The organism is Bradyrhizobium sp. 195 (genome assembly GCF_023101665.1).
Classification (GTDB): Bacteria; Pseudomonadota; Alphaproteobacteria; order Rhizobiales; family Xanthobacteraceae; genus Bradyrhizobium.
The window spans coordinates 5,983,116-5,995,501 of record NZ_CP082161.1; the positions used below are offsets into that span (position 1 = coordinate 5,983,116).

Here is a 12,386-nt window from a genome sequence, read left to right on the forward strand (position 1 = left end):
GGCGCAAATTATTGCGCGTCCGAACCAAGGGGGGATCGGATGCACTTTCCAGTCAATTCCAGCGTCGGCAGGGGTGTTTTGTTTAGGGTGGTCCAGCCGCTTTTGCGCCGTCGCTCAGCGTTGTCTGGAACGCTCCTCCTGTTGTCGTCCGCCTTCGTGCTCGGCGCCTGCATCGTGACCGCCGACCAATCAATCGAAGCCGATCCAAAGGACCCGCGCGCCCAGGACATCGCCGACAAGGTCCGCTCCCTCGATCTTCAGCCGCGTCAACCTGCCGATGCTGGCGCAAGCGGCATTGCGCAGGCGCGATCGTCGAAGCCGGCGATCTATCTCAGCGATGGTGCAACCCCGCAGGGTGGCGCGCTGACCGAACGCGAGGATGCCGGCGGCAGCGGCTACGACCTCAATTTCGAGAACGCGCCGGTTGCCACCGTCGCAAAGGTCGTCCTTGGCGACGTGCTCAACGTCGGCTACACGATCGACCCGCGCGTGCAGGGAACCGTGACGCTGGCGTCGGTGCGGCCGGTGCCCAAGGCGGATGCGGTCTACGTGCTGGAGAACGCGCTACGCATGTCCGGTGTCGCGCTGGTCCGTGACCGCGCCGGCTATCGCCTGCTGCCGGCGCCGGAAGCCGGCCCGGGCGGCATCGACCGCTCGCTGAACGCCGCCGCCGGCCAAGGCATCACCGTGGTGCCGCTGCGCTACGTCTCGGCCCAGAACATCTTCAAGCTGCTCGATGCCTTCGGCGTGAAGGCCCAGACCATGCGTCCCGACAGCGCCCGCAACACTTTGATCGTCAGCGGCAGCGGCACCGACCGGGCGACCGCGGTCGACACCATTCTCTCCTTCGACGCCGACTGGATGCGCGGGCAATCGGTGGGCATCTTCCCGGTGCGGAATTCCACGCCCGAGCCGCTCATCTCCGAGATCGAAAAGATCATGGATTCGGGCGAAGGCGGCATGGGACAGAACGTGGTGAAATTCCAGCCGATCGGGCGCCTCAATTCAATTCTGGTCGTCAGCCAGAAGCCGGAATATCTCAAGCGCGCGCAGACCTGGATCGCGCGGCTCGACCGCTCCGACACGGACGGGGTGAACCTGAAATCCTATCCGCTGCGCTACGGCAACTCCAAGGCGGTGGTGGCGCTGCTGAACGAGATCCTGTTCAGCCAGAGCGCGACCAGCACCTCCTCGCTCGACAATTCGGCGGGCCAGATCTCCCCCGGCGCGGGCATCGCGACGTCCTCGTCCGGGACCAATCCGATCGCCTCGCTCAGCGCACTTCCGACCGCAGCCGCAGGTGCCGCAACCCCGGTCACCGGCGCTCCCGGCTCGTCGCTGGCCGCCCGCCCCGCCCCTGCGGCGGCCGGCGTGCCCGGCCAGGACAACGGCTCCGGCTCGCTGCTCGGCACCGGCGCAAAGCCCGCCAACAATGCGATCCTTCAAAACGTACGGATCACGGCCGACGTCACCAATAACGCGGTGCTGGTCTACGCCAACGCGGAATCGCAGCGCGTCGTCGAGCAGACGATCCGGCAAATCGACCGGCCGCAGCGCCAGATCGCGATCGAGGCGACGATCGCCGAAGTCACGCTGAACGACGCCTTGAACTACGGTGTCCAGTTCTTCATCGCCAGCAAGCAAGGCTCGGTCTCCAACGTCATTAACGGCGTCAGCAACAGCGCTTCGGTCGGCAGCAACATCGAGCAGCAGACCAGCGCGGTCAACGCCGCCGCCGGCGCGCTGCTCGGCCGCGCCCTGCCCGGCTTCAACTTTCTGATCGGCGCGGAAAATTCCCCGCGCGTGGTGCTCGATGCGCTCCACAACGTCACCACCGTCAAGGTGCTGTCCAACCCGTCGCTGGTGGTGCTGGACAACCAGCCGGCGACCTTGCAGGTCGGCGACCAGGTGCCGTTCTCGACCGGCACCGCGACCGTGCTGACCGCCAACAACACCGTCGTCAACACCATCGACTACAAGAACACCGGCATCATCCTGCGCGTGCTCCCGCGCGCCAACGCCAACGGCAACGTCGTGCTCGACATCGAGCAGGAGATCTCGAGCGTGGCCGCCGGCAGCACCGGCTCGCTGACGCCGACGATCTCGCAGCGCCGGGTCAAGAGCTCGATCGCGGTGACCAGCGGCCAGACCGTGCTGCTCGCCGGCTTGATCAGCGAGACCGAGAACAGACAACGGCAGGGCATTCCGATTCTCGATTCCATTCCTGGCGTGGGCGATGCGTTCTCGCACCAGGGCAATACGCGCGCCCGCACCGAGCTGATCCTGTTCATCCGCCCGACCGTGATCAAGGACGGCGTCGATGCGCATGTCATCGCGGAGGAAATGCGCAGCAAGATGAACAGCCGCCTCGTCGGCACCAGCAATCCCGTCATCTCCGTGAACCCGCCCAAGGCGGCGCGCTAAGGGCGTGACGGATCAGGCGGCGAATGTCGGGACGGGCGCTCCGCTCGCCATCGCCCTGCTGCTCGGCGTGTTCGCAAGCCTCCTCACCGCTCCGGGCGCCGAAGGCCTCTACGGCGCGTTCCTGGCCGCCCTGATGCTTGCGATCGCGGCGAACGATGCCCGCCACTACCGCATTCCGAACGAGCTGACCGGCGCCGCCTTCGCGCTCGCGCTGCTCCGCGCCGGCGCGTTCGTGCCCGACATCGGCGCCGAGGCGCTGCTCTGGCCGCTGATCCGTGCCGCGGCCTCGGGCCTTCCGCTGCTGCTGCTGATGGTGCTCTACCGCCGCTGGCGCGGCCGGGACGGGCTCGGGCTCGGCGACGTCAAGCTCGCCGCGGTCTGCGGCGCCTGGCTCGATCTTGCGACCGTGATCGCGGTGATCGAGCTTGCGGCACTGCTCGCGATCGGCGCCTATGTCGTCAATGCTGCTCTACAACGGAAGCCGCTGCGCGCCACGGCCTTCCTGCCGTTCGGGCTGTTCCTGGCACCGGCGATCTGGATCGGCTGGCTGGGAGAGACCTGGTACACGAACTGGCTCGGCGGCTGGCCGGGCTGAAGCCTGGGATCAGGACCATCGTCGTTCCGCGGCCGGCCCGCCCACACAAACGCGAAAACAACCCCATGCACGGGAGACGGGGACAGGTTTTTCAACGACTTACCAATCGGCGTGCTTTGCGGATCCTGCGAAGCGATTTGACGCGTCGGACAAAACGCCGGGGGATGCCTCACGGCGATGGTGCGCTACACCGCCCCTCCCGAAAATCACGCAAGGCAACCGAGCTGACAGACCAAGGCGCGGCGGTCAGTGCTCGCGGCTCGGCGCCCATTCCAGCGCCCGCAGGCGGGCCTGGGCAATCTCGCCGCGCGTCATCTTGGTAGTGACGGCATCGCGGATCCGGGCCCGCGCCTCGCGCGCAAGAGGCGGCGCTGCCGCCGTGGACAGATTGAGCCATTTGGAGGCTTCGACGATGTCCTGCGGCACGCCCTGGCCGCGGTCGTAGAGCAGGCCCAGCGAATACTGGCCGCGGCTGTCGCCCTGCTCTGCCGCCCGCCGGTACCACATCGCGGCTTCCGTGTAGTTCTGCGGCACGCCGCGACCGGTCTCGAACAGGAAACCAAGATAGGACTGTGCAGCCGCATTGCCCCGCTCGGCGAGCGGAATGAAGATGCGGGACGCCGTCAAATAGTCCTGCCGATGGAAAGCGGAGACGCCCTGACGGAGCGATTGGGCGTGGGCCGGAACTGCCAAGACGAGCGTCAGCAGAATGGCGGCACAGCCCCATCCCGCCCGTCGCGAAAAACGGTGCGCTTGCGGCGCCGCACGGCAAAGTCCCGGATTCTGGCTGTCGAGCGTCTCCATGCCACCCCGCGCTCCCTGCATATGCGCGGCCAGACTAGTCTGCAGGCATCCAGAAATCCATAGTGGTGCCAGGCACAAAAAAAGCTCCGGGCGCATCGCGCCCGGAGCTCGTTCGATTGATCGTGCCTAGTGATACCCGCCAGCGGTAGCCGGCGTCGTGTCCGGAGCATTGCCGTTAATCTGGTTGTCCAGATAGGACAGCACGTTGCCGGTCGTGGCTGCGCCGAGATTGTTGACGATCACGGAGCGGCCGATCCGCACCCCAGCAGCGCCGCTGAGGGCGAGGCCCGTGCTCAAGTTCTCCGAGATGTTGCTGTTGTTGACCTGGACGTTGGACGATCCCAGCACGTTCACGCCGACGAAGTTGTTGTGAATGGCCGTATTGTTGATCAGGACCCGGGAGCTGCCGCCGTTCGTGTTGATACTGATCCCGGCGCCAGCGGCAGCGGCGCCGTTATGGGAGATCACGCTGTCGCGGATCATCAGCATCGAGTTGAAGTTCGACGGATTCGAGAAAATGCCGGTTCCCGACGCGCCGTTGAAGTCCCTGATGAAGCAATGCTCGATGACTACCGAGGCCGCTTGGAGGATGTTGACGCCCTTGACGCCGGTGCCGGCCCCCTCGATGTCGAGGCCGCGCAGCACGATGTGATCGGTCGCCGCGGCGTTGACGTTGATGCCGTTGGTGCCCGACGCGAGGATGCTGCCGACGACGCCTTCGCAATAAATCGTCATCGCCTTGGTGATGGTCACCGTGCCGAAGCCCGCGGAATCCAGGCAGTTGATCTCGCCGCCCGCGGCCGTCTTCGAGATCGCACCGGCGAAGGTCTTGCACGGAGCGGTGCGACTGCACGGATTGACGTCATCGCCGACGCCGGACACCCACGTTCTGGTCGCCTGGGCATGAGCCGGCTGCGACACGGCGAATGGCAAGAGGAATCCCGCTACAAGAGCCCATAGAGCAATACGACGCATGTTGAACCTCCAAAATTGAATGGAAAATTTGGCGTTGTTGCCAGATTGGAAACTTCCGAGGACTTAGTGATACCCACCAGCGGTGGCCGGCGTCGTGTCCGGGGCGTTGCCGTTGATCTGGTTGTCCAGATACGACAGCACGTTCCCGGAGGTCGCCGCCCCCAGATTGTTGACGATCACCGAGCGGCCGATCCGTACCGCTGCGCCGCCGGTAAGCGCGAGGCCCGTACCGATATTCTCCGAGATGTTGGAATTGTTGACCTGGACGTTGGCCGATCCCTGCACGCTCACGCCGACGAAGTTCTTGTGGACGGCCGTGTTGTTGATCAGGCTCCGCGAACTGCCGCCGTTCGTATTGATGCTGATCCCGGCGCCGTCGGCCGCGGTGCCGTTGTGCGAGATCACGCTGTCGCGGATCATGAGCATCGAGTTGAAGTTTGACGGATTGACGAAGACGCCGACGCCGCCCGCGCTGTTGAAGTTCCTGATGAAGCAATGCTCGATGACCACCGAGGCTGCCTGGAGGACGTTGACACCTTTGATGCCGGTTCCGGCCCCGTCGATATCGAGGCCGCGCAGCACGATGTGATCGGTCGCGGCTGCGTTGACGATGACGCCAGAGCTCCCCGCTGCGAGGATGCCGCCGACGACGCCTTCGCAATAGATCGAGATCGCCTTGGTGATGGTCACGACGCCGAAACCGCCGGAATCGAGACAATTGATCTCGCCGCCCGCGGCTGTCTTCGAGATCGCGCCGGGAAAGGTCTTGCATGGGGCGGTGCGACTGCACGGATTGGCATCATCGCCCACGCCGGACACCCACGTCCTGGTGGCCTGAGCATGCGCCGGTTGCGATGCGATCAGCGGTACGAAAAATCCTACAGCCAGAGCCAAGAGTGCAATTCGACGCATTTCTCTTCCTCCCGAAATTGAGCTGAGATCCCCAGCTTGTTGCCATGCACAAATCTTCGCTGCCGCAGCCCGCAGCCCGCAGCCCGCGCGGCCCTACGGCATCATTCTTCATATTTCGCTGAAACTTCCCCCGCCGCTTTCGGCGCTCGCACTACGGCCTTCGTGTTGAAATGATTGGGTACGCAACGCTACTGGGGAAAATGGAAGCAGACTTCTTGGCACCTCGGATCACGCAACTGTTGCGCGATGAACCGCGGGCTTTCTAGTGGTCGCGCCGGATCATTCAAGGTTCAACTCGACGTGTCTATTTTGTGAGGACTCTTACGTCAAGAACGTGTCCACGACGCCACGAACCTCGTCCATGGCGACCGCCGGTGACAGCCAGGGCCGAGCCTCGATCGCAAACACGTCGTGCATGTCGCACGATGGCTAGGTTACCGGCCAGCCATGACAGGAATGATTCCCCTGCTGCGTCGATTCGACGCGACGAGACCCACACCGTCAGCTGAGCAGGAAGCCGGGCCCGTGCAGGTTGTGAAGAAAATCGGCCACGATGTCGAACGCAGCTGTGTCGTGGCTTCCCGTCAGTTGAGTCCACTGCTCCGGCGTGGTCTGCACATTGGCTGGCGCGGGCATGGCGTCCGGTAGCTCGGACAAAGTCGTCAATGAGGTCCCGCCTTCGGTGAAGTTGAACGCAAAGCCATCGCCGGAGGTCCCGGGCCCCGCCGTGGCGGGCGGCGCCGCGCCGATGGTGCCGTCGCCATTGAAGTCTTGATGGAGCGTCGGCTCGAGCGCTTTCAGAGACGCATCAGTCCCCAGCACTTCGGGAGCCGCGGCAAGGGTGGTCTGGAAGTTGCCGGTGCTGTCCGTGCTCCAGACAGAATAGTGCGCGTTCGCGGAGTTCTTCCAGACGACGTCATAACCACCGCCCGACACCTGCTCGGCGGCAATGACCGACCACGTGCCGAAATTCGCCGCGATCACCGTAGCCCCGGCATATTTCAGCGCGGGGCCGGTGCCGGTCGAGATGTCGGCCAGGTAATAGGTGCTACCTGACAGGATCGTTTTAGTCGAGCCGAACGACTCGATCGTGGCGCCGCTGATGGCGACGCCGATCGTGCCGTCGCCGTTGAGATCCTGATGGAGCGTCGGCTCCAGTGCCTGCAGGGACGCATCAGTCCCCAGCACTTCGGGAGCCGCGGCAAGCGTGGTCTGGAAGTTGCCGGTGCTATCCGTGCTCCAGACGGAATAGTGCGCGTTCGCCGAATTCTTCCAGACGACGTCATAACCGCCGCCCGACACCTGCTCGGCGGCAATGACCGACCACGTGCCGAAATTCGCTGCGATCACCGTAGCCCCGGCATATTTCAGGGCGGGGCCGGTGCCGGTCGAAATGTCGGCCAGGTAATAGGTGCTCCCTGACAGGACCGTTTTGGTCGAGCCCAACGCCTCGATCGTGACGCCGCTGACGACGGGGGCGACGGGGACCCCGGTCGTGCCGTCGCCGTTGAGATCCTGATGGAGCGTCGGCTCCAGTGCCTGCAGGGACGCATCAGTCCCCAGCACTTCGGGAGCCGCGGCAAGCGTGGTCTGGAAGTTGCCGGTGCTGTCAGTACTCCAGACGGAATAGTGCGCGTTCGCCGAATTCTTCCAGACGACGTCATAACCACCGCCCGTCACCTGCTCGGCGGCAATGACCGACCACGTGCCGAAATTCGCCGCGATCACCGTAGCGCCGGCATATTTCAGGGTGGGTCCGGTGCCGGTCGAGATGTCGGCCAGGTAATAGGTGCTCCCTGACAGGACCGTTTTGGTCGAGCCCAACGCCTCGATCGTGACACCGCTGATGACGGGGACCCCGATCGTGCCGTCGCCGTTGATATCTTGATGGAGCGTCGGCTCCAGTGCCTGCAGGGACGCATCGGTCCCCAGCACTTCGCCGGCGGCGGCAAGCGTGGTCTGGAAGTTGCCGGTGCTGTCAGTACTCCAGACGGAATAGTGCGCGTTCGCCGAATTCTTCCAGACGACGTCATAACCACCGCCCGTCACCTGCTCGGCGGCAATGACCGACCACGTGCCGAAATTCGCCGCGATCACCGTAGCGCCGGCATATTTCAGGGTGGGTCCGGTGCCGGTCGAGATGTCGGCCAGGTAATAGGTGCTCCCTGACAGGACCGTTTTGGTCGAGCCCAACGCCTCGATCGTGACACCGCTGATGACGGGGACCCCGATCGTGCCGTCGCCGTTGATATCTTGATGGAGCGTCGGCTCCAGTGCCTGCAGGGACGCATCGGTCCCCAGCACTTCGCCGGCGGCGGCAAGCGTGGTCTGGAAGTTGCCGGTGCTGTCCGTGCTCCAGACGGAATAGTGCGCGTTCGCCGAATTCTTCCAGACGACGTCGTAACCGCCGCCCGACACCTGCTCGGCGGCAACGACCGACCACGTGCCGTAGTCGGGCGCGTTGACGACAGAGCCGCCAAATTTCAGGGTCGGCCCGGTGCCGGTCGAGATGTTGTTCAGGTAATAGTTGCTGCCGGATAGCACCGCACTCGTCGAGCCGAACGCCTCGATCACGATCGTCAGGCTGGAGCTTGCGATGGTGCCATCGGCGAATTTGAAGGACTCGATACTCGTGGCGGTATCGGTGCCGTCAGGGGAACCACTGCGCAGGTCGACCAGGGTGAAGGTTTGCGTCGTGGCATTGTAGGAAATCGTGTAGTTGGCCCGGCTGCCCGAGTACACCGCGGTATCGCTGCCGGTGCCGCCGAGGATGGTGTCGTTGCCGCCGCCGCCGGTGATCGTATCGTTGCCCGAGCCGCCGTTCAGCGTGTTGGCGATGGCGTTGCCGATGATGGTGTCGTTGCCGGACCCGCCGGTGGCGTTGTCGATGTAGGAGCGAGCGTCGCCGTTATAGAGATAGGCGTTGTAGACGTTGCCCGACGCGTAATGGCCGTCGCCGAGATAGGCCAGCTGCACGGAGGAGAACACCGACGAGGCGCCGGGATTGAGGTTGATGCTCAAGTTCGTCGTGTAGTTCGAGAGGTCGTAGGTATCGACGCCGCCGCCGTCCCAGACGGTCTCGTAGATGCGGTTGGCCGAGCCGCCGGCGCCGCCGCCCGGCGCGAGCTGCCCGACGCCGTTGATGAACTCCTGTCCGGTGGTCGGATTCCAGGTGTAGACGGTGCCGCTGCTCTGGGTCGTGTAGTCCGCGCCGTACATCGTCTGGAGCGCGAGGATATCGTTGGCCATGTAGGTCTGCGAATATCCGTACGCCTCGTTGGTGTAGCCGGACGTGGTCGAACCACCGACATAGCTGCGATAGCTCATGACGGTGTATTCGCTGTCGTCATGCGCGCTCGGCACCGCGACGTTGGCGGGGCCGCCGGCCTCCTGGCTGTGTTTGAGGCCGAGGGCGTGGCCGAGCTCGTGCAGCGCGGTGGTGAAGTAATAATTGCCGAGCTTGGCCAGAGAGAAATTGTATTGGGTGCCGAACCAGGCGTCGCCGCCGGATGCATAATTGCCGGGATAGTAGGCGTAGGCGGTCGGATTGGCCGCCGGCGACTGCGCGATCATGATGTCGGCGCCGTTGGTACCCGCATACTGGATATCGGCGTTGGTGTAACTGAGGATCAGCCCGATCGCGTAATTGATCGCTGCCTGGATCTGCGTGGGCACCGAGGCAAAGCCCGACTTGGTCGGCTCGCTGCTGCCGCCGTAATACGGATTGGAGTAATCGCTGGCTGCGTCGGGAAAGCTATAGGTGATCGCGCCAGACCATTTGTAGCCCGATAGCAGGCCGTCGATCTCGGCGTTGTTGGTGGCACTGACATTAACAGCGGTAGCCAATGGACTCTCCAGAGCAACGCATCGCGTGCGATTCGGGACAGAAGCACATGATTCTAGCTTGAGAGTTAAACGTTTGGTTTAAATTGCGTCGCGAAGTCTCCGCCCCTTCCATAAGACCGTGTTAGCCATCAAGTTCCGTAGTCATACGGGTCCGTACAAGAGCTCTGTTCCCGCGGCGGCACCTGTGACTTGCAGGGGTTTCATGAAGCGAAGCTTACTCCTTGCCGGCCTGTTTGGCACCCTGACCGCGCTCGCCGGACGGGATCATCAACCCTTCGGAGGACTGCCCGTCATGGTGGAGAAGGCCAATGCGGACGAGAACGGCAAGGCGGGACGCGCGCCCTCCATGCCGATGGCCCGAGATCCCGCCGTTGCCGTGGCAGAGGAATACGAAGCCGCTCGCCGGAAAGGAACGCGGGAGGCCTTCGAGCTCTTCATCGCACGTCACGGCGATGACCCCCTCGCCGAACAGGCGCGCGCGGAGTTGAAGCGCCTCTCGCGCTGATCTCAGGGACCGCATCAGGCATGGCATTTCGGCAGGCTGCATCGGCGCCGGGCCGGGCTTGTCGCATGATCTTTCGGCACTATGGTAGGCCCGCAATCTGTCCCGGAGCAATTCAAAGATGCCTTTTCCGCATGCCTCGGAAGCCCTGTCGCGCTTCACCGTGCTCGATCTGACCCGCGTCCGCTCCGGGCCCACCTGCGTGCGGCAACTGGCGGACTGGGGCGCGAATGTCGTCAAGATCGATGCGCTGACCGAGGACGCCGGCGGCGAGCAGCCGGGCGGCCCGCGCCGAGGTTCCGATTTCCAGAATTTGCATCGCAACAAGCGGGCCATGACGCTGAACCTGAAGGACGAACGCGGGCTCGCCGTGTTCAAGCGCCTCGCTGCCAAGGCCGACGTCGTGGTCGAGAATTTCCGGCCCGACGTGAAGAAGAAGCTCGGCATCGACTACGAGAGTCTCGCCAAGATCAATCCACGTATCGTCTACGGCAGCATCTCCGGCTTCGGCCAGGACGGGCCCTATCACAAGCGGCCCGGCTTCGATCAGATCGCGCAAGGCATGGGCGGGCTGATGTCGATCACCGGGGCACCGGGCGAAGGCCCGATGCGGGTCGGCATTCCCGTCGCCGATCTGACGGCCGGCCTGTTCTGCGCCATGGGCATCCTCACCGCGCTGCTCGAGCGCGAGGTCTCGGGCAAGGGCCAGTGGGTGCAGACCTCGCTGCTGCAGGCCCAGATCTTCATGCTCGACTTCCAGGCCGCGCGCTGGCTGATGGAGCAGGAGGTCGCCAAGCAGGCCGGCAACAACCATCCGACCAGCATCCCGACCGGCGTGTTCAAGACCTCGGACGGCTACATCAACATCGCCACGACGGGCGGGCGGATCTGGGAGCGCTGCGCCCAGGCGATTGGCGCACCGGAGCTCTATGCCCATCCCGACTATGCGACGGCCCCTTCCCGCTCCAAGAACCGCGACGCGCTCAACGCCGAAATCGAGAAGCGCACGGTGACGAAGTCGACCGAAACCTGGGTCCGCGAGCTCAACGAGGCCGGCGTGCCCTGCGGACCGATCTACGCCATCGACCAGATGTTCGAGGACGCCCAAGTCAAGCATCTTGGCATCGCGCAGGACGTGCCGAACGACGAGGGCCGCCATATCCGCCTGGTCGGCCAACCCGTGACGCTGTCACGCACGCCGAGCAGGATGGTGGCGCGGCCGCCGGAATTCGGCGAGCAGACCGACGAGGTGCTGAAGGAGTTCGGCCTCACTGCGGAGGAGATCAGCAAGCTGCGGGACGCGAAGGTGGTGTGAACGTCGCTTGCACCGTCTCCAACGACAAAGCCCGGCGTGAGGCCGGGCTTTGCTTCTTGTTGGACGCCTCTGTTGATCTCAGTATCTGGCGACGATCGGGCCACCAAACTGATAGTTGATGCCGGCGCGCAGGATGTGATCGGTAAAGCGCGACGAGACGTTGGCACTGATGGGAAGAGCCGGCGACAAGGTGAACGGGCCGGACGAGAAACGTCCAAGATCCATGTAGAGATATTCGAGCTTGGCGCTCCAGTTCTGGGTGATCTTGCCCTCGACGCCGACGCCGGCGGTCCAGCCGACGCGCGTGGTTGAGTTGGAGCCGACCGATGCAATCGGAGCGCCAAAGGGCGCAAGGGCGCTGAAGCCGGTCATCGTGCCTGTGGTCTTGATTTCGCCAAACGCCAGACCGCCGGTACCGTAGAACAGCACCTTCGGGGTCGCCAGGATACCGACGCGGCCCCTGACCGTGCCGAACCACTGGAGCTTCTGGTCGATCGTCAACGTCGTGCCAGCCAGACCGCCGGGCGGCAAGAAGGTCAGGCCGGGAAGACAGGGTCCGGCGACCGGCGCGACGGCAGTACCGACGCAGCTGAAGCCGGCGCTGCCCTTCTCGCCCGACCACTGGAGGTCGCCCTCGATGCCGTAGACCCAGTTGGCATTTTGCCAATTGTAGCCGGCTTGGCCGCCCGCGATACCGCCGTTCATGTCGAACGCCGCATTGGTGATGGAGCCGGCCGGAGGCGCGATCGGTGCGCCGGTCGGCGTGTTAAAATAGGATACGTCGGTGCGCGAACGGCCCCAGCTGTAGCCACCATTGGCGCCGACGTAGAAGCCGGTCCAGCTCCAGACTGGATCGGCGATAGGCGCCTTCACATAGGGGCGCGCCGCGAGATCAGCAGCCAGAGCACCCGTCGCGAACAGCGACATCGCCGCCGCCATTCCAATCACGATCCGCTTCATGGAGAACCCCCTCCGCACAATTTTGTGATCGGAACATACGCCACCGCCTCCCC

General features: G+C 64.3%; 9 protein-coding genes. 4 read left to right on the forward strand and 5 right to left on the reverse strand.

What is annotated here, in order from left to right:
- Positions 1-39 precede the first annotated feature (39 nt).
- Together gspD and IVB26_RS28000 are read left to right on the forward strand one after the other, a co-directional pair.
- Complete coding sequence (gene gspD / locus IVB26_RS27995; RefSeq protein ID WP_458309291.1) at positions 40-2,424, forward strand: type II secretion system secretin GspD; 2,385 nt, start codon at positions 40-42, stop codon at positions 2,422-2,424.
- A gap of 4 nt (positions 2,425-2,428) precedes the next feature.
- Positions 2,429-3,019, forward strand: coding sequence for a prepilin peptidase (locus tag IVB26_RS28000; RefSeq protein ID WP_247968334.1), 591 nt, complete (start codon positions 2,429-2,431; stop codon positions 3,017-3,019).
- Between the two features lie 246 nt (positions 3,020-3,265).
- On the opposite strand, the gene IVB26_RS28005 is transcribed toward IVB26_RS28000, so the two are convergent.
- The 4 genes from IVB26_RS28005 to IVB26_RS28020 form a co-directional block, all read right to left on the reverse strand.
- Positions 3,266-3,823 (reverse strand): tetratricopeptide repeat protein, encoded by a 558-nt coding sequence (locus IVB26_RS28005; protein WP_247968335.1) that lies wholly within the window; start codon positions 3,821-3,823, stop codon positions 3,266-3,268.
- Positions 3,824-3,949: 126 nt separating this feature from the next.
- Positions 3,950-4,798, reverse strand: a complete 849-nt coding sequence (locus IVB26_RS28010; RefSeq protein WP_247968336.1) for a right-handed parallel beta-helix repeat-containing protein — start codon at positions 4,796-4,798, stop codon at positions 3,950-3,952.
- 63 nt (positions 4,799-4,861) lie between these two features.
- The gene (locus IVB26_RS28015) at positions 4,862-5,710 is read right to left on the reverse strand and encodes a right-handed parallel beta-helix repeat-containing protein (RefSeq protein WP_247968337.1); all 849 of its coding nucleotides are present in this window, start codon (positions 5,708-5,710) and stop codon (positions 4,862-4,864) included.
- 501 nt (positions 5,711-6,211) lie between these two features.
- Positions 6,212-9,556 (reverse strand): M10 family metallopeptidase C-terminal domain-containing protein, encoded by a 3,345-nt coding sequence (locus IVB26_RS28020; protein WP_247968338.1) that lies wholly within the window; start codon positions 9,554-9,556, stop codon positions 6,212-6,214.
- A 202-nt stretch (positions 9,557-9,758) separates the two neighbouring features.
- On the opposite strand from IVB26_RS28020, the gene IVB26_RS28025 reads away from it, so the two are divergent.
- Both IVB26_RS28025 and IVB26_RS28030 read left to right on the forward strand, forming a co-directional pair.
- Positions 9,759-10,061, forward strand: a complete 303-nt coding sequence (locus tag IVB26_RS28025) for a hypothetical protein (protein ID WP_247326443.1) — start codon at positions 9,759-9,761, stop codon at positions 10,059-10,061.
- Positions 10,062-10,179: 118 nt separating this feature from the next.
- Complete coding sequence (locus IVB26_RS28030; protein ID WP_247968339.1) at positions 10,180-11,373, forward strand: CaiB/BaiF CoA transferase family protein; 1,194 nt, start codon at positions 10,180-10,182, stop codon at positions 11,371-11,373.
- A 78-nt stretch (positions 11,374-11,451) separates the two neighbouring features.
- Here IVB26_RS28030 and IVB26_RS28035 read toward each other — a convergent pair whose 3' ends face one another.
- A complete protein-coding gene (locus tag IVB26_RS28035; RefSeq protein ID WP_247968340.1) occupies positions 11,452-12,333 on the reverse strand; it encodes an outer membrane protein in 882 nt (293 codons plus the stop codon).
- Positions 12,334-12,386: the final 53 nt, after the last annotated feature.

Excerpts from the sequence above, each read along its gene's own strand:
- IVB26_RS28010 (WP_247968336.1), bottom strand. The coding sequence starts at position 4,798 with ATGCGTCGTATTGCTCTATGGGCTCTTGTAGCGGGATTCCTCTTGCCA.
- IVB26_RS28030 (WP_247968339.1), top strand. The coding sequence starts at position 10,180 with ATGCCTTTTCCGCATGCCTCGGAAGCCCTGTCGCGCTTCACCGTGCTC.
- IVB26_RS28015 (WP_247968337.1), bottom strand. The coding sequence starts at position 5,710 with ATGCGTCGAATTGCACTCTTGGCTCTGGCTGTAGGATTTTTCGTACCG.
- gspD (WP_458309291.1), top strand. The coding sequence starts at position 40 with ATGCACTTTCCAGTCAATTCCAGCGTCGGCAGGGGTGTTTTGTTTAGG.
- IVB26_RS28005 (WP_247968335.1), bottom strand. The coding sequence starts at position 3,823 with ATGGAGACGCTCGACAGCCAGAATCCGGGACTTTGCCGTGCGGCGCCG.
- IVB26_RS28025 (WP_247326443.1), top strand. The coding sequence starts at position 9,759 with ATGAAGCGAAGCTTACTCCTTGCCGGCCTGTTTGGCACCCTGACCGCG.
- IVB26_RS28035 (WP_247968340.1), bottom strand. The coding sequence starts at position 12,333 with ATGAAGCGGATCGTGATTGGAATGGCGGCGGCGATGTCGCTGTTCGCG.